At 63.6% G+C, this 17586-nt stretch carries 16 protein-coding genes; 6 read left to right on the top strand and 10 right to left on the bottom strand.

The annotated features are described in order from the left end of the window. Positions 1–3 precede the first annotated feature (3 nt). The 3 genes from OKW20_RS24220 (at position 4) to OKW20_RS24230 (ending at position 3144) form a co-directional block, all read left to right on the top strand. Positions 4–825: an amino acid ABC transporter permease gene (locus tag OKW20_RS24220; RefSeq protein WP_429176308.1), complete on the top strand. Its 822-nt coding sequence runs from the start codon at positions 4–6 to the stop codon at positions 823–825. A 243-nt stretch (positions 826–1068) separates the two neighbouring features. Continuing rightward, complete coding sequence (gene leuC / locus OKW20_RS24225) at positions 1069–2478, top strand: 3-isopropylmalate dehydratase large subunit (protein WP_043625634.1); 1410 nt, start codon at positions 1069–1071, stop codon at positions 2476–2478. A 129-nt stretch (positions 2479–2607) separates the two neighbouring features. Further along, a complete protein-coding gene (locus tag OKW20_RS24230) occupies positions 2608–3144 on the top strand; it encodes a SixA phosphatase family protein (RefSeq protein ID WP_429176310.1) in 537 nt (178 codons plus the stop codon). Positions 3145–3162: 18 nt separating this feature from the next. Here the strand turns inward: OKW20_RS24230 and OKW20_RS24235 are convergent, their stop codons facing one another. After that, entirely contained in the window at positions 3163–3711 is a 549-nt protein-coding gene (locus OKW20_RS24235) for a L,D-transpeptidase family protein (RefSeq protein WP_429176562.1), read from the bottom strand. Between the two features lie 143 nt (positions 3712–3854). Between OKW20_RS24235 and OKW20_RS24240 the strand changes: the two genes are divergently transcribed. Both OKW20_RS24240 and OKW20_RS24245 read left to right on the top strand, forming a co-directional pair. Next, positions 3855–4538, top strand: coding sequence for a response regulator transcription factor (locus OKW20_RS24240; RefSeq protein ID WP_034802783.1), 684 nt, complete (start codon positions 3855–3857; stop codon positions 4536–4538). Between the two features lie 119 nt (positions 4539–4657). Continuing rightward, entirely contained in the window at positions 4658–5113 is a 456-nt protein-coding gene (locus OKW20_RS24245; RefSeq protein WP_043625643.1) for a cyclic nucleotide-binding domain-containing protein, read from the top strand. A 19-nt stretch (positions 5114–5132) separates the two neighbouring features. Here the strand turns inward: OKW20_RS24245 and OKW20_RS24250 are convergent, their stop codons facing one another. From OKW20_RS24250 to tesB, 7 genes are all read right to left on the bottom strand, one after another. Beyond that, on the bottom strand, positions 5133–7316 hold the full coding sequence (locus tag OKW20_RS24250; protein WP_429176313.1) for a TonB-dependent siderophore receptor: 2184 nt from the start codon (positions 7314–7316) through the stop codon (positions 5133–5135). A 234-nt stretch (positions 7317–7550) separates the two neighbouring features. After that, complete coding sequence (locus OKW20_RS24255; RefSeq protein ID WP_429176316.1) at positions 7551–8357, bottom strand: exodeoxyribonuclease III; 807 nt, start codon at positions 8355–8357, stop codon at positions 7551–7553. Between the two features lie 186 nt (positions 8358–8543). Next, on the bottom strand, positions 8544–9206 hold the full coding sequence (locus OKW20_RS24260; protein WP_043625657.1) for an outer membrane lipoprotein carrier protein LolA: 663 nt from the start codon (positions 9204–9206) through the stop codon (positions 8544–8546). Between the two features lie 206 nt (positions 9207–9412). After that, entirely contained in the window at positions 9413–12070 is a 2658-nt protein-coding gene (locus OKW20_RS24265) for a DNA translocase FtsK 4TM domain-containing protein (RefSeq protein WP_429176319.1), read from the bottom strand. A 235-nt stretch (positions 12071–12305) separates the two neighbouring features. Further along, the gene (locus OKW20_RS24270) at positions 12306–13661 is read right to left on the bottom strand and encodes an ammonium transporter (protein WP_043624874.1); all 1356 of its coding nucleotides are present in this window, start codon (positions 13659–13661) and stop codon (positions 12306–12308) included. 27 nt (positions 13662–13688) lie between these two features. Then, complete coding sequence (locus OKW20_RS24275; protein ID WP_034802765.1) at positions 13689–14027, bottom strand: P-II family nitrogen regulator; 339 nt, start codon at positions 14025–14027, stop codon at positions 13689–13691. 235 nt (positions 14028–14262) lie between these two features. Beyond that, the gene (tesB, locus tag OKW20_RS24280; RefSeq protein WP_043624878.1) at positions 14263–15147 is read right to left on the bottom strand and encodes an acyl-CoA thioesterase II; all 885 of its coding nucleotides are present in this window, start codon (positions 15145–15147) and stop codon (positions 14263–14265) included. A gap of 84 nt (positions 15148–15231) precedes the next feature. Here tesB and OKW20_RS24285 point away from each other — a divergent pair, with 84 nt between their 5' ends. After that, positions 15232–16446 (top strand): ubiquinone biosynthesis hydroxylase, encoded by a 1215-nt coding sequence (locus OKW20_RS24285; protein ID WP_429176322.1) that lies wholly within the window; start codon positions 15232–15234, stop codon positions 16444–16446. 242 nt (positions 16447–16688) lie between these two features. On the opposite strand, the gene OKW20_RS24290 is transcribed toward OKW20_RS24285, so the two are convergent. Both OKW20_RS24290 and OKW20_RS24295 read right to left on the bottom strand, forming a co-directional pair. Next, on the bottom strand, positions 16689–16877 hold the full coding sequence (locus OKW20_RS24290) for a Trm112 family protein (protein ID WP_192451013.1): 189 nt from the start codon (positions 16875–16877) through the stop codon (positions 16689–16691). Positions 16878–16887: 10 nt separating this feature from the next. Further along, positions 16888–17568 carry an LON peptidase substrate-binding domain-containing protein gene (locus OKW20_RS24295; RefSeq protein ID WP_034802753.1) on the bottom strand — a complete coding sequence of 227 codons (681 nt, stop codon included), beginning with the start codon at positions 17566–17568 and terminating at the stop codon, positions 16888–16890. Between the last annotated feature and the right edge of the window lie 18 nt (positions 17569–17586).

Below are 17586 nucleotides of genomic sequence, written 5' to 3' on the forward strand. Positions count from 1 at the left end.
GCTATGGCCGCTCCACAATCTTCAGACATGTCCGGCAAGGGCGACTATCCCTGGTGGTTGGTCGCCCTTGTCGTGATCGCAGTGGCGCTCGCCGCCGTGATCATCAGCAATGACATCTTCTCGGAAGTCTTCACCGTCGTCTTCAAGGGCCTTGGCGTCACGGTCTTCGTGACCCTCATGGGCTTCGTGCTGGCGACGACGCTCGGCCTCGGCATCGCGCTGATGGCGCTCTCCGAACATTCGCCGCTTCGGCAGATCGCCCGCTTCTATACGGAAGTGATCCGCGGCGTGCCGATCCTGGTGCTTCTGTTCTACATTGCCTTCGTCGGCGCGCCGGGGCTCGTCGTCGCGGCCAACTTCATCTCAGCACCGCTGATCAGCGCCGGCTGGATGGAGCCGGTCGTCGTGCGCGACATCTCCTTGATGTGGCGGGCCATCCTGGCGCTGATGATCGGCTATTCGGCCTTTATTGCCGAAGTGTTCCGGGCCGGCATCCTCTCGGTCGACAAGGGGCAGATCGAAGCCGCCAAGGCACTCGGGCTTTCACGCTACCAGCGCTTTCGTCTCGTCGTCTTTCCGCAGGCAATCCGCGTGATCCTGCCGCCACTCGGCAACGACTTTATCGCCATGGTCAAGGACTCATCGCTCGTCTCGGTGCTCGGCGTTGCCGACATCACGCAGATGGGCAAGGTCTATGCCTCCGGCTCCTTCCGCTTCTTCGAGACCTATTCGATCGTTGCCTATGTCTATCTCGTGCTGACCATCGGTCTGTCGCTGGGATTGCGCGGGCTGGAGCGGCGGCTCAGGCGCGCAGAGCAACGCTGAGTCCGTTTCCAGCAATTGCCGACCTGTCAGAAAATTGATATGAACACGGCCATGGAATCCAAATTCGGATGTAGCGAGCAGAAAATCGTCGTGCTGCAGGACCACAAGCGCCTGCCGGCACGCTTCTTTGCGCGCGTCCACGGGGCGCTTACAAGCCGCCTATCCTGATCTCCTGATCAGTGCTTCCGGCCGCCTTGCCGCCGGCTTTCCTACCTTTTTTGAAAACTCGATGGATATACCGCCATGAGCGCACCGCGTACCCTCTATGACAAGATCTGGGACGATCACCTGGTCAACGAACAGGACGACGGCACCTGTCTTCTCTACATCGACCGTCACCTCGTTCACGAAGTGACGAGTCCGCAGGCCTTCGAAGGTCTGCGCATGGCCGGCCGCCAGGTTCGCGCGCCGGAAAAGACGCTCGCTGTCGTCGACCATAACGTTCCGACCTCGGCCGACCGCCACCTCGGCATCAAGAACGAGGAAAGCCGCATCCAGGTCGAGGCGCTCGCCAGGAACGCCGCCGACTTCGGCGTCGAGTACTACTCGGAAAACGACAAGCGCCAGGGCATCGTGCACATCGTCGGCCCGGAGCAGGGCTTCACCCTGCCGGGCATGACGATCGTCTGCGGCGACAGCCACACCTCGACGCACGGCGCCTTCGGTTCGCTGGCCCACGGCATCGGCACGTCGGAAGTCGAGCACGTGCTCGCCACCCAGACGCTGATCCAGAAGAAGGCGAAGAACATGCTGGTGCGCGTCGACGGCCAGCTGCCGCCGGGCGTTACGGCCAAGGACATCATTCTCGCCATCATCGGCGAGATCGGCACTGCCGGCGGCACCGGCCACGTCATCGAATTTGCCGGCGAAGCGATCCGCTCGCTGTCGATGGAAGGCCGCATGACCATCTGCAACATGACGATCGAAGGTGGCGCCCGCGCCGGCCTGATCGCGCCTGACGAAACGACGTTCGACTACATCAAGGACAAGCCGCGCGCTCCGAAGGGCAAGGCCTGGGACATGGCGCTCGACTACTGGAAGACGCTGCACACGGACGAGGGCGCGCACTACGATCGCGTCGTCGTGCTCGATGCCGCCAACCTGCCGCCGATCGTCTCCTGGGGCTCGTCGCCGGAAGACGTCATCTCGGTTCAGGGCATCGTTCCCAATCCGGACGAGATCCAGGAAGAGAACAAGCGGGCCTCCAAGTGGCGCGCGCTCGACTATATGGGCCTGAAGCCGGGCACGAAGATCACCGACATCGCCGTCGACCGCGTCTTCATCGGGTCGTGCACCAACGGCCGAATCGAGGATCTCCGGGCCGTGGCCGAGGTCGTCGAAGGCCGCAAGGTCGCCTCGACCGTTTCGGCGATGATCGTTCCGGGCTCCGGCCTCGTGAAGGAACAGGCCGAGGCCGAAGGTCTCGACAAGATCTTCAAGGAAGCCGGTTTCGACTGGCGCGAGCCGGGCTGCTCCATGTGCCTGGCGATGAACGACGACCGGCTGAAGCCGGGCGAGCGCTGCGCCTCCACCTCGAACCGCAACTTCGAAGGCCGTCAGGGCTTCAAGGGTCGCACGCATCTGGTCTCGCCGGCCATGGCGGCAGCGGCTGCGGTGGCCGGTCATTTCGTCGATATCCGCGAATGGAAATAAGCCGGACTTGAGCTTGTCCGGCGTTGATGGCCGCCCTTCGGGGCGGCCTTTTTTATTTGGCGCTCTTCCCACGCGTGCGCCGGAAATACGCTAAGCTATCTGGCGGAGGCATCTTGGGAGAAGGATGGGATGAGCGACGATCTGCCTGTTCAACGCTACCGTCTGCTGCTGTTGCGCCATGCCAAGTCCGCTTGGCCGGATGGCGTCGCCGACATCAACCGGCCGCTCGGCGAGCTCGGCCGCAAGGCGGCACCACTGATGGGGGGCTACATGGCGCGGCATGCGCTCGTGCCGGATCTCGCCCTCGTCTCGACGGCGAAACGGGCGCAGGAGACCTGGAAGCTGGTATCTGCCGCCCTCACGCCCGGCATCGCGGTCGAAAACACCCGGGCGATCTACGAGGTGGACGCCGCCCAGATCCTCAGTGTCCTGCGCGCAACCGACCCGGCCATCAGGACGCTGCTGATCGTCGGCCATAATCCCGGCATGGAGGACCTGGCGCACGAGCTCGTCGGCTCCGGCGATGCGGATCTGCGCATGCGCATGGCGGACAAGTTTCCAACGGCCGCCCTTGCCGTCCTAGAATTCGAAGCGGCGGGTTGGCGCGAACTTTTGTCCGGCGGCGCCAGGCTCGCGCGCTTCGTGACGCCGCGTTCGCTCGATTGAGCCGACCGGACGTCGAGGTCAGATTACCTTCACGACGGTGCCGCGGCGCATATGCGGGATCAGCCGGCGCATCGCCGGCAGGCTGACGGCGACGCAGCCCTGCGTCGGCTCGTAGCCCGGCCGGATCAGGTGGAAGAAGATCGCCGAACCGGCATTTCGCCGGCGCGCGAGAAGGTTCCAGTCCATCACCAGGCAGATGTCGTAGAGCCCGTCGTCACGCATCATCTCCTCATGGCTCGGCGTGAAGGGCGCCTTGACCGGGCGATTGTAGAGCGCGTGGCGCGTCGCGTCGCACCACAGCATGCCCGTGCGCGTCGTCCGGGTCGGCAGCGGCGTCGGCGGCAGGAGGAGCCGGTCGCGCCTGACATAGCCGCCGATCAGCTTCATCGCGGCGCGTGGCGTGGCGCCGTCGCCCTCACGCTTCAGGCTGGTGATGCCGCTTCGCCCGATGGCGGCGTGCTCGACGCGGCCGTCGAACGAAACGAGCGCCCGCTTGCGATCGCGCGGTGCGGCGCGCACGGTGATGACAGATTTGGCTGGTCTTCTTCCCGACGTTTTCTTGCGCATCATTCTCACGGATTTTTGCTTTGCCCGTGATTTGGGGGGCACCATAAGCACGGTTACGGATATAAAGACGTGGCAACGCTGGTTCGCTTGCCAACACAGGCATTTGAGCTAGTTTGAAAACGGAAGCAAACAGGAATTGTCCCATGGCGACCCGTACCATTCTTCTTGTCGATGACGACAATGACCTGCGCGAGACCCTGGTCGAGCAGCTCTCGCTCTACGAGGAATTCGACCTCATCCAGGAAGCGACTGCCGGCAAGGGCATCCAGACGGCGCGGGCGCAGCAGGTGGATCTGTTGATCATGGATGTCGGCCTGCCGGATATGGACGGCCGCGAAGCGGTGAAGCTGCTGCGCAAGGGCGGCTTCAAGGCGCCGATCATCATGCTGACCGGCCACGATACCGATTCCGATACGATCCTCGGGCTTGAGGCCGGCGCCAACGATTATGTGACGAAGCCATTCCGTTTCGCCGTGCTGCTCGCCCGCATCCGCGCGCAGCTGCGCCAGCACGAGCAGAGCGAGGACGCGACCTTCAGCGTCGGGCCCTATACGTTCAAGCCCAGCCAGAAGCTGCTGACGCTCGAAAACGGCCAGAAGATCCGGCTGACCGAGAAGGAAGCGGCGATCATCCGCTATCTCTACCGCGCCGACCAGAAGGTAGTGACGCGCGACGTGCTCTTGGAAGAAGTCTGGGGCTACAATTCCGGCGTGACCACCCACACGCTCGAAACCCACGTCTATCGTCTGCGCCAGAAAATCGAGCGGGACCCTTCCAATGCCGAGATTTTGGTGACAGAGAACGGCGGCTACAAGATCGTTCCGTAGCCGGGGTGCGCAGGGTGGAAAACCGCTTCTCGCGCGTTCTCCGTAGACTGCTGTTTGCATGGGTTGCGTGCGCGATCCGGTCTAGGCCGGCACCAACGTGACTGTGGGAGGTTAGCCGCTTGGCGCTCAACGACGATATCGTGCTTCTGTCCAACGTGCCGCTGTTTGCCGATATCAGCGAGGACAAGCTGAGGCTGATCGCCTTCGGCGCGGAACGACGCCGCATCTTCAAGGGACAGGAGCTGTTTCGAGAGGGCGCGCCGGCCGATTGCGCCTATGCGATCGCCAGCGGCAGCCTGTCCCTGTCGAAGGTCGGTGTCGACGGTGCCGAGACGGCGGTGTCGACGGTCAGCCGCGGGGCGCTTCTGTCGGAGCTGGCGCTGATCTCGATGGTCGAGCGCAAGTTCACGGCGACGGCCGAGGAAGACAGCGAAGTCATTCGCATCAATCGGCCGCTCTTCCGCCGCATGCTGGAGGAATATCCCGAAGTGGCCGAGCTCGTCGAAGCGCGTATCCGCGAAAACCTGCAGGCGATGATCCGCCGGGCCGGCGCGCTCGCCGGCCGTTTTGCCTGAACCGCGCTCCGGTTCCCCGTTACCACCGATACTTCAGCGAACCGAGCACCGTGCGACCCTGGCCGAAATAGCAATAACCATCGGTGCAGACCTCTTCGCGGCGGTCGCCGAGATTGGTGGCACTGACGGCGAGCGACAATCCGTCGAGTTCGGGGTTGTTGACGCCGAAGTCATAGGCGATCGAGGCGTCGAAGTAGACGGCGCCACCGTTCTTGGCGGTGTTGGCATCGGATGTGTAGGAGCTTGACGCCAGCCGTACGCCGCCGCCGAGGCTCAGGCCCGCAAGCTGTGTGTCTTCGGGCAGGAGATAGTTCACCCACAGCGATGCGACATGGCGCGGCTTCGTCGACGGCACGTTGCCGATCAGCGACGGATCGACGTTTCCGGTGATTTCGGCGTCGTTATAGTTATAGGCGGCGATGAAGCTCAGGCCGTTGTCGAACTCCCGGCGTCCTTCCACCTCGAAACCGTTGGTCGTCACCTCGCCGGCCGACTTGTAGTAGTAGCCGACGGGAAGGGACGGGTCGGACACATATTGTGGCGCGCCGCTTTCGACGATCCGGTAATAGGCCGCGCTCAGAGAATAGGCTTCGCCTTCCGGCTGGTACTTCACGCCCAGTTCGACCTGCTTGCCGGTCGTCGGATCGAGCACGCGGCCATCGGCCGAAAGCTCGGTGCGCGGCACGAAGGAGGTGCTGTAGCTGGCATAGGGCGCAATGCCGTTGTCGAAGAGGTAGAGCAGGCCCGCCTGTCCGGTGAGTTCGCCATCGTCCTTGCGGTCGACAGCGCCGGTGTTCTTGTCGGTGCTGGTCTGGTCGACCCAGTCGTAGCGAAGACCGCCGACGGCGCGCCAGTTGCCGAATTCCAGCTGATCCTGGACATAGATGCCGGTCTGACGCAGGTCCCGCCCGCTGAAGCTGGTAAGCGCCGGCGTCGGACCGCCGACGCCGAAGGTCGGGTTGTTGAGATCGAAGCGATAGGCCGGATCGACGGCGCCGAAGCCGAGGCCGAAGTCGGAGGTGATCCAGGTGTAGTCGAGGCCGGTCAGCAGCGTGTGCGAGACCGCACCCGTGTCGAAGGCGGCTTCGAGCTGGTTGTCGATCTGGTAGGCGCGCTGGTCGTCCTTGATGGCGACGGGCGAACGGTCGAACACGCCGGGCGCCACCTCTGTCCCGAATTGCAGGTAACGGGCCTTCAAATCCAGATCGCTGAGGCGCCCGTGCTGGCGAAAGGTCAGGCCGTTGTCGAATTCGTGCTCGAACTTGTAACCCGCCTGGACCTGGCCGACCTTCTGGTAGTCGTAGTCCGGGTCGCTGTAGCGCAGCAACCGGCCGTCATGCTCGAGCACACGCGGGCTGGCGTCGCTTTCGCCTTTCTGCCCGAGGCCGTAGACGGTCAGCGACGTGCCTTCGTCCGGCTTCCAGGTGAGGGAGGGCTGCAGCAGGTAACGGTCGTCGGCAACGTCGTAATTGGTCTCGCCGTTTCGCAGAAGCCCGACGATGCGGTAGAGGACGTCGCCCTCGGCCGTTACCGGCCCACCGACATCGAAGGCGGCCTGGGCGCGGCCGATCGTGCCGTATTGCAGCTCGACCTCGCGGTGGGTCTCCTCATCGGGCATCTTCGAGATGCGGTTGACGATACCACCGACGCCGGCAGCACCATACATGACCGAGACCGGACCTTTCAGGATCTCGATCCGCTCGAGGCCGTAGACCTCCGTCGGGAAGGTGCCGTAGTTCATGTAGGGCTGGCGCAGGCCGTCACGGAAATCGCCGGTCGTCGTCGTCTCGAAGCCGCGGAGATAGATCTGGTCGAAACGCGGATCGAAGCCGAAGGCGCCGGTGGTGACGCCGGCGGCATAGCGCGTTGCCTGGATCATGTCCTGCACGCCGCGCTCTTCGAGCTCCTTGCGCGTGACGACCGAGACGGAGCGGGGCGTTTCGATCAGCGGCGTGTCGGTCTTCAGCGCCGAGACGTTGCGTGTCGGCACGATCGTGTCGTTGTCCTCGGCGATCGTCGCAGCCACCTTGCCGGCCGTCGCTTCGATCTTTTCCAGCCGGGTGGTCTTCTGGCTTTCGGCCGATTGCGCATGGGTCGCTGTCGGCGAAAGGATCACGGCGACGACGCCCGCGGCCAGAACTGTGGTTGCGGAGAGCGTGCGGCGCGAGGCGCGCAGGAAGGTGATCGGCAAGGTCTTCGACATGTCTGGCCCTCTTGCGGGCGCACGAAAACCTTCCGGCAAAAGCCAGAGCAAAGCACCCGAATATCAGTGAAAATGGCAGCCAAGTGGCTGCCGGAGGCGGTGTCCCCGCCGCCCGACAAGAGGGATAGTCCGTTTGGAAATGCGCATCAAGAAAAATATGATTCTTTTAGTCATGTTTTTCTTGATGGAGCGGTGGCCACCGGAGGCGCGTGCCGCCGCCCGGAAAATGATGTCCTAGATGTCGAAGTACGCGATGACGGGCACGTGGTCGGAGGGGCGCTCCCAGCCGCGCGCTTCCCTCAGGATGTCGACGTTCTTAAGCACCGGCGCGAGGTCGGCGGACGACCAGATATGGTCGAGCCGGCGGCCGCGGTCGGCGGCTTCCCAGTCCTTCGCGCGGTAGCTCCACCAGGTGTAGAGCTTGGTCGGGGAAGGCGTGTGCTGGCGCATCAGATCGACCCAGCGTCCGCCGTTCATGACCGTGGTCAGCCCCTCGGTCTCAATCGGCGTGTGGCTGACGATCTTCAGGAGCTGCTTGTGCGACCAGACGTCGTCTTCCAGCGGCGCGATGTTGAGATCGCCGACGAGGATCGAGGAAATGCCGGCTTCGGCTTCCGCGTGCAGCAGCTTCATCTCCTCGACGAAATCGAGCTTGTGGCCGAATTTCGGGTTGATGCTGCGGTCCGGCTCGTCGCCGCCGGCCGGCACGTAGAAATTATGCAGCCGGATCTTCTTGCCGCCGGCCTCGAATACGACCGAGAGGTGGCGGGCGTCGCCGACGCCGCAATAGTCGCGCCGGTCGCTAAGCTCATGTAGCGGTAGGCGCGAGATCGTCGCCACGCCGTGATAGCCCTTCTGGCCGTGCATCTCGATATGATTGTAGCCGAGCGCCTTCAAGGGTTTGGAGGGAAACTGGTCGTTCGGGCACTTGGTTTCCTGCAGGCAGAGGATATCGGGCTGCCAGGTCTTCAAGAGATGCTCGACCAGCGGCATGCGCAGGCGAACGGAGTTGATGTTCCAAGTGGCGACGGAAAGGGCCATGCGTCATTCCCTGATCGGCTGGGGCCGGACGCTTGCGAAGGGAAGGCCGGCTCGGGATGGATGTTTGACCCGAGCTTTAAGCAGGTCCGGCGCGCCGGGACAAGGAATGGAGGGGAGGCATGGCATGAAAAAAGGCCGCACCACTGGAGGGCGGCCTCGTATCGACAATCCAGCGATTGAGGTTGCTCAGCCGCCCTTCTTGTTGCGGACCTCGTCATAGGGGATCTGGAAGACCTTGTCGTCCAGCGCCATGCCGGTCTGGACGTTGAAGATCATCACCGAGGTGTCCTTCTTCTGGGCGTCGGTGATTGTCCATTGGCGCAGGTCGTAGGTCTTCGGGTCGAACATCATGGTGATGGTCGAATCGCCGAAGATCGAGCGGTCGCCGAGCACGATGGTGATGAGGTCGGACTCTTCCTTGACGCCACGCACCATCTTACCGGTCAGGTCGATCCGCTCGCTCAGCAGCAGATTGAGCGGTGTCTTCGACAGCGGATAGATGTCCCAGGTCTTCAGCTTCATGTTGCCGATGACGACGGACTTGCCGTCGGCGATGACGCGCATCGGCGAGGGGGCCTCATAGTTGAAGCGGATGCGGCCGGGACGGCGGATATAGAACTTGCCGCCGGTTTGCTCGCCGCGCGGGCCGAACTGCACGAATTCGCCAGCCATGGTCTTCACCGAGGAGAAATGGTCGGCGATCTTCTGGGCTGCGCTCGGGGCCTGCGCGAAGGCCTGGCCGAGGTTGAGACCGGTGCCGCCGATGCCGCCAAGTGCTGCAAGCCCGCACACGAAGAGGCGGCGCGACATCACCGGGTGGTTGCGCTCGCCAGTCTTAGTCTCTGTCATCTCGGTCTCCTTCATTTACGAATCATCTGGAGCGCAAGTGCGGCGCCTTCAAGGCGCCATTTTCGAGCTTTTTCGCTCGCGCTCTCACATGACTGTTACCGGTTTGGCCGTTTGTGTGGGGCCTCTGCCCGCGTCCGCCGGGCGTCTTTTCTTTCAATGCCTTCGCTTGACGCGAATCTGCTGGAATCGCCTTGCCGTCCGCTGGCTTACTCTTCGGTCGGAACGAGAATCTCGCGCTTGCCGGCGTGGTTCGCCGGGCCGATGATGCCTTCCTGCTCCATGCGCTCGATCAGCGATGCGGCACGATTGTAACCGATGCCGAGGCGACGCTGCACGTAGGACGTGGAGGCCTTGCCGTCGCGCAGAACGACGGCGACCGCCTGGTCGTAGGGATCGTCGGAATCGGCGAGATTGGAGGTGCCGGCCGGGCCGCCGCCCTCGCCATCCTCGTCGTCATCCTCAGTGATGGCATCGAGATATTGCGGCACGCCTTGCGTCTTCAGATAGGCGACAACCTCTTCGACCTCAGTGTCGGAGACGAAGGGGCCGTGGACGCGCTGGATGCGGCCGCCACCGGCCATGTAGAGCATGTCGCCCATGCCGAGCAGCTGTTCGGCACCCTGTTCGCCGAGGATCGTGCGGCTGTCGATCTTCGAGGTCACCTGGAACGAGATGCGCGTCGGGAAGTTCGCCTTGATCGTGCCGGTGATGACGTCGACCGAGGGGCGCTGGGTCGCCATGATGACGTGGATGCCGGCGGCGCGAGCCATCTGCGCGAGTCGCTGCACGGCGCCTTCGATGTCCTTGCCGGCGACCATCATCAGGTCGGCCATTTCGTCGATGATGACGACGATGTAGGGCATCGGCGCCAGATCGAATTCTTCCGTCTCGTACATGGCTTCGCCGGTCTGGCGGTCGAAGCCTGTCTGCACCGTGCGGGTGATCTGTTCGCCCTTGGCAAGCGCCTGCTCGACGCGGCTGTTGAAGCCGTCGATGTTGCGCACGCCGATCTTCGACATCTTCTTGTAGCGCTCTTCCATCTCGCGCACCGTCCACTTCAGTGCGACGACCGCCTTCTTGGGGTCGGTCACGACAGGCGAAAGCAGGTGCGGGATGCCGTCATAGACGGAGAGTTCGAGCATCTTCGGGTCGATCATGATCAGGCGGCACTGATCCGGGCTCAGCCGATAGAGCAGCGACAGGATCATGGTGTTGATCGCGACCGATTTGCCCGAGCCGGTGGTACCGGCGACGAGCAGATGCGGCATCTTGGCGAGATCGGCAACGACGGGCTCGCCGCCGATCGTCTTGCCGAGCGCCATGGCAAGACGGGCCTTGGAGGTTTCGAAGTCGCGCGAGCCGATGAGTTCGCGCAGATAGACGGTTTCGCGCCTCTGGTTCGGCAGTTCGATGCCAATGGCATTGCGGCCGGGGACGACGGCGACGCGGGCCGCGATCGCGCTCATCGAGCGGGCGATATCGTCGGCAAGGCCGATGACGCGGGAGGACTTAATGCCGGGCGCCGGTTCCAGTTCGTAAAGCGTAACGACCGGGCCGGGGCGAACATGGATGATCTCGCCCTTGACGCCGAAGTCTTCGAGCACGCCTTCGAGCATGCGGGCGTTCTGCTCCAGCGCATCGGGCGAGAGCGAGGCGTCGCGGCTGACGTTCTTCGGCTCGGCGAGGAAATGCATCGGCGGCAGCGTGAAGTTGCCGTCGTTGTCTTCGACGAAGGAGCGCTGGGCTTCGCGTTCGATCCGCTGGCCGGTCTTCGGGCGAGGACCCGGCGTGACGACGCGCGAGCCGCCTTTGGGCAGGCCCTGCTTCGGCGGTGCCGCCTTCGGCGCCCAGTCGGCAGCCGGATCGTAGTCTTCGTCGTCGGGCAGAATGCCGGCGGGGCGGCGCTCGTCGATGTCGAAGGGCATGTCGTCATCCTCGTCGTCGGCCATGATCGGCGGCGGGGTGAGGATGCGGCGCTCGGAGCGGTCGAGCGAGGGCTCGATGCGGTCGCCGGCGGCCATCGGCTTCGGCCGGGCGGGCTCGTTCAGCGTGCCGAACTCGTCGTTGTTGAAATCGTAGGGCTCGTCGTACTGGCGCTTGGGCGTGGCGCGGGTGCCGCTCATGCCGAAGATGCGGCGCATGCGCGCGTGCATGGTGTAGCGCATATGGGCAAAGGAGCCCATCAGCAGGGTGAAGGGGCCTTCGCTGTCGTCCTCATCCAGTTCGTCGCGCACGGTGCGCGCCTTGCTCGGCGTCGGCTCGGCGATTTCCTCTTCGTCCTCCTCGTCGCTAACGCCGATCAGGCCGGCGCTATAGACCAGGCACCAGGCGGCGGGGACGGCGAAGATACAGGCAAGAATGGTCGCAAGCGTGCCGGTCGGGAAGGCGCCGGTAAAGAGCGCCGGGAAACGCAGGATCATGTCGCCGAAGACGCCGCCGAGGCCGTTGGGCAGCGGCCAGGTGATGGGGGCGGGAACGCAGCTGAGTGCTGCGCCGGCAAGCACGGAACCGACGAACCAGAGACCGAGGCGCTTGAAGACCTTGTCGAAACGTTTGCCGCCGATCAGCACCAGGGCCCAGGCGACGGCCGGCAGGAGGGCGACCACGCTGGCCAGGCCGAAGAACTGCATGAAGATGTCGGCAAAGGCAGCACCGGTGTAACCGAGCACGTTGGTCGGCGCTTGTGAGGTGGCGTAGGAGAAGCTTGGATCGGCGACATTCCACGTTGAGAGCGCTGCGACGGCCAGCGCCAATGCGCCGAACAGCGCAAAGCCCGCCAGCGACGCGATCTGTCGCCAAACGAAGGTGGTTAGCACGAACCGGTTGGAACGGCTGTCAAGCGCTGCCGGATTGCTTCTGCTCATGTTGCCTGCTGCCCGTCTCGATCTTCACGGCGCATTGCGCGCCATGGAATCAACCTAAGCGGTGTACGGTTAATGCGACATTAACCATGCGTAGTTGGCGCTAAAATAGCAGTCGCAGCCGGATCGATCGGCACGAAAAAGGCCCGGAGCTTCCGATCCGGGCCAAGAGCGAGCCGCGTGGGGCGGATCGCGACGGGACTGTAGACGGCGCCGGACTGCCGGCGCCGCGATCCGCTTAGCTGTGGTAGGCGGCTTCGCCGTGCGACGAGAGATCGAGGCCCTCGCGTTCGGCTTCGACGGAGACGCGCAGGCCGACGATCGAGTCCACCAGCTTGTAGAGGATGACCGAGACGACGCCGCACCAGACGATGGTGATGGCGACCGCGGTCAGCTGGGTCATGAACTGGCCACCCATGGTTACGCCGTCGGCATAACCGATGCCGCCGAGCGACGAGGAGGCGAAGATGCCGGTCGCAAGCGCACCGAAGAAGCCGCCGACGCCGTGGACGCCGAAGACGTCTGCGGTGTCGTCATAGTGGAACTTGTTCTTCACGACCGAGACGAAGAAGTAGCAAAGCGGCGAGACGAGTACGCCCATGACGATCGCGCCCATCGGGCCGGCAATGCCGGCGGCCGGCGTGATGGCGACGAGGCCGGCGATCATGCCTGAGGCTGCACCCAGCATCGAGGCCTTGCCGCGGGTGATGGTTTCGACGACCGACCAGGAGAGGACTGCGGCTGCGGTTGCGAGGAAGGTGTTGACGGTTGCGAGAACCGCGCCGCCCGAGGCCTCGAGGTTGGAGCCGGCGTTGAAGCCGAACCAGCCGAACCAGAGCATGGCAGCACCGACCAGCGTCAGCGTCATCGAGTGCGGTGCCATCATGTCACGGCCGTAGCCGGTGCGCTTGCCGACCATGATCGCGCCGATCAGGCCCGCAACGCCGGCATTGATGTGAACGACGGTGCCGCCGGCAAAGTCGAGGGCACCCATGCCGAAGAGCAGGCCGTTGCTGTCCCAGACCATGTGGGCGATCGGGAAGTAGACGAAGGTGGCCCAGAGGATGGAGAAGAGCACCGCGGCCGAGAACTTGATGCGTTCGGCAAACGCGCCGACGATGAGCGCCGGCGTCAGCGCCGCGAAGGTCATCTGGAACAGCATGAAGATGTATTCCGGAATGACGACGCCTTCCGAGAAGGTTGCCGCCGTGCTCTCACCGGTGACACCGGCAAGGAACATCTTGGCGAAGCCGCCGAAGTAGGGGCTGGTCGAGCCGCCGAAGGCGAAGGAGTAGCCGTAGACGACCCAGACGATCATCATCGCCGCGCCGATCACGGTGCACTGCATCAGCACCGACAGCATGTTCTTGGCGCGTACGAGGCCGCCGTAGAAAAGTGCGAGGCCGGGGATCAGCATGAAGAAGACGAGAAGCGTCGAGAAGAACATGAAGGCGGTATCGGCCTTGTCGGGGACCGGCGCTGCGGCGGCTGCGGCCGGAGCTGCTTCCTGTGCGAAGGCGATGGCCGGCGCAAGCAAGGCGGCGCCGAGTGCGCCGAGGCGTCCAAGAGAGGTGGTAAGTTTGCTGGATGACATCGAGAAGTGCTCCCTGAACGGCGTGATTTACAACGCTTCTGAATCGGTTTCGCCGGTGCGGATGCGCACGGCATGGTCAATGGCGTAGACGAAGATCTTGCCGTCGCCGATCTGGCCGGTCTTGGCGGCTGCGGCGATCGCTTCAACGGCCTTGTCGACGAGCTCCGAAGGAACGGCGATCTCGACCTTCAGTTTCGGCAGGAAGCTCACGGCATATTCGGTGCCGCGGTAGATTTCGGTATGTCCCTTCTGGCGGCCGTAGCCTTTGACTTCGGTCACGGTCAGGCCCTGGATGCCGACAGCAGTGAGGGCTTCGCGAACCTCATCGAGCTTGAACGGCTTGATAATGGCCATCACAATTTTCATCTGGTTTCATCCTTGTTCGCCTCCGGCGGAGGCCGTCTCTCCTTGCTGCGGAGCGCCCCAAGCGCCGTGCAACCGAACTATGACATTCAAGGGGCGTGCCAGATTCGAACGGCTGTCTTAAGTGGATGAAAACAAATAGAAAAAAAGAAAGCCGCAGCACGAATGCTGCGGCGCATCAAAAAATCGGCACTTTAGAAGATTAAAAAATAGGCAGAATGAAGCTTCTGCTTATTTCCTATTCAGATGCCTTTTTCCGGATCAGCCCTTCCTGGGCGACGGAGGCGATCAGCACGCCGGAACGCGTAAAAAGGCTGCCTCTGGTCATCCCGCGGGCACCATGTGCACTCGGACTGTCCTGGGTATAGAGCAGCCAGTCGTCCATCTTGCAGGGGCGGTGGAACCACATGGCATGGTCGAGGCTTGCGACCTGCAGGTTGCGGTCGAAGACCGAAGTGCCGTGGGCATAAAGCGAGGTGTCGAGCAACGTCATGTCGGAGAGATAGGCAAGGATCGCCGCCTGGATATGGCGCTCGTCCGGAACGGTGCCGACCGCCTTGACCCAGACATCCTGGATCGGTTTGCCGTCGTCGCGGGTGAAATAGTGGTGAAACGAAGCCGGGCGGATCTCGATCGGCCGTGGCCGTTCCCAGTAGCGCCGGATCGCTTCGGGCGCATGCACGAGGAACTTTTCCTTCAGCTCCTGCTCGCCCGGCAGCGTCTCGGGCATGGCGAGATCAGGCATGTCGATCTGGTGGTCGAAACCGTCCTCGTCGTACTGGAAAGAGGCGGACATGGAGAAGATCGCCTTGCCATGCTGGATGGCGACGACCCGGCGGGTGGCGAAGCTCGTACCGTCGCGGATGCGGTCGACCTCGTAGATGATCGGCACCGACGGGTCGCCCGGCCGCATGAAATAGGCGTGCAGCGAGTGGACGAAGCGGTCCGCATCCACGGTGCGCTGGGCGGCAACCAGCGCCTGGCCGATCACCTGGCCGCCGAAGACCCGCTGCCAGCCGACCTGTGGGCTCAAGCCCCGGAACAGATTTTCCTCGAGTTTTTCGAGATCGAGAATGGCCAGCAGCGCATCCATGGGGGTGGCGGTCTCGGTGGGGCGCGACATTTCGGCTTTCTCCGATGGTAGGAACGTCGATGGCATTGATCTATATAGACATAAAACGATGCTCAAGTGCGACGGAGAAAGCCGATGCTCGATGTCTTGATTGCCGGTGGCGGCTATGTCGGCCTTTCGCTCGCGGTGTCCTTGAAGAAGGCGGCGCCGCATCTCGACGTCATGCTGATCGACGGCGCGCCGGAAGATGCCTGGAAAAAGGACCAGCGCGCTTCCGCCGTTGCGTCCGCGGCCGAGCGCATGCTCGACGTGCTTGGCGTCTGGGATGAGATCGCGCCGGAGGCCGAGCCGATCCGCCGCATGGTGATCACCGATTCGAAGGCGGCTGATCCGGTGCGCCCCGTGTTCCTGACCTTCGACGGCGATGGCGGCGAGGGACGTCCCTTCGCCCATATGGTGCCGAACACGGCGATGGTCGGCGCGCTGCGCCGCGCCTGCGAGGCGCTCGGCGTCGTCAATCGCCAGTCGACCATGGTCGAGAGCTTCAAGAGCGGCGACCATGCGGTGGCCGTGACGCTTGCCGGTGGTGAAGAGCTGCAGGCCCGTCTTCTGGTCGCCTGCGACGGCGTGCGCTCGAAGCTGCGCGATGCCGCAGGCATCAAGACCGTCGAGTTCGATTATGGCCAATCCGGCATCGTCACGACCGTCGAGCACGAGCGGCCGCATGAGGGCACGGCGGAGGAGCATTTCCTGCCGGCCGGGCCGTTTGCCACCCTGCCGCTCAAGAACAACCGTTCGTCGCTCGTCTGGACCGAGCGCACCGAGGACGCCGAACGCCTGGTCAAGGGCGACGATTTCCTGTTCGAGGAAGAACTGGAGCGTCGCTTCGGCCACAAGCTCGGGCACCTGAAGGTGGTCGGCGGCAGGCGGGCATTCCCGCTCGGGCTGACGCTTGCCCGTGATTTCGTCAAGCCGCGCTTCGCGCTTGCCGGCGACGCGGCCCATGGCATCCACCCGATCTCTGGGCAGGGGCTCAATCTCGGCTTCAAGGATGTGGCCGCGTTGGCCGAGACCATCGTCGAGGCGGATCGTCTCGGGCTCGATATCGGCTCGCTCGCGGTGCTCGAGCGCTACCAGAGCTGGCGACGCTTCGACACGTTCCGCATGGGTGTGACGACCGACGTGCTCAACCGACTGTTTTCCAACGACATCACTCCGGTCAGGATCGCCCGCGATTTCGGCCTTGGCCTCGTCGACCGCATGCCTTCTCTGAAGAGCTTCTTTATCCGGCAGGCGGCCGGTATTGCCGGCGAGACCGATCCGCGGCTGTTGTCGGGTCAGCCGATCTGAGGGTCCACCACGTCCCGCAAGAAATTCGCCCCTCACCCTAACCCTCTCCCCGCAGGCGGGGCGAGGGGACGAGAGCTACTGACACACCATCGCTTGGTGTAGGCCATCGCGGAACAAGCGGATAAAACAACCTTTGCTGCTGACGTGTGAGCAGAGCCGCACATGTCCTTCTCCCCGCCTGCGGGGAGAAGGTGCCGGCAGGCGGATGAGGGGCCATGCGCCGATTGAAATCGCTGCCGGCCTCAATCCTCGATCTTGCGCGCCTCGGAGATCAGCATGATCGGCACGCCGTCGCGGATCGGATAGGCGAGGCGCGCCTTTTCCGAGATCAGCTCGCCGGCTTCCGCATGATAGCTGAGACGGCCCTTGGTCAGCGGGCAGACGAGCAGTTCGAGCAGTTTCGGGTCGACCTTGCTGGCATTGATATCCATTGTCCGTCGCTCACTGCAAAATGCTGTCCATATCGCCGAAGTCGCGCGCAAGCACGATTTCGGTGATGGCGATCAGGGTTTCGGCTCGGGTCTTGAGATCGGGGGCCTCGAGCAGCGCCTGTTTCTCCGCCGGGCCATAGGGTGACATCATCGCCATGGAGTTCACGAGCGTGCGGTTGCTCGCCCGCTCGACGCTTTCCCAGTCGGCTTTCAGCTTGTTGGCTTCGAGATAGGCCTTGAAGGCGGCCAGAAGCGCTGCCCGGTCGACGAGGGTCTCGTCGTCGCGATTTTCGAGATCGGCGGCAAAGGGGCCGATGCGGAAGCGACGGTAGCCACGCGTACCGCCGACTTCCGAAAACAGCCGGTAGCGGCACACGCCTGTGAGCGAGGTGATGTAGCGGCCGTCGCCGGTCTCGGCAAAGGAAGTGATGCGGCCAATGCAGCCGACCTCGCAGAGCGCCTGCATCGGTCCGGTGGCGGTGTCGTTGCGGCCCTCGCAGAAGGACGGCTGTACGATGCCGATCAGGCGGTTGCCGGAAAGGGCGTCATCGAGCATGGCGAGGTAGCGCGGCTCGAAGATGTTGAGGGGAAGCTGGGCGCCGGGAAGCAGCAATGCACCGGTCAGCGGAAACACCGGAATGATCTCCGGCAAGTCCTTCGGACCAAGATAGCGTGCATTTCCGACGTGCATTTCCGATAGACCCTGCCG

This window comes from Ensifer sp. LBL (assembly GCF_050435225.1).
Lineage (GTDB): Bacteria > Pseudomonadota > Alphaproteobacteria > Rhizobiales > Rhizobiaceae > Ensifer.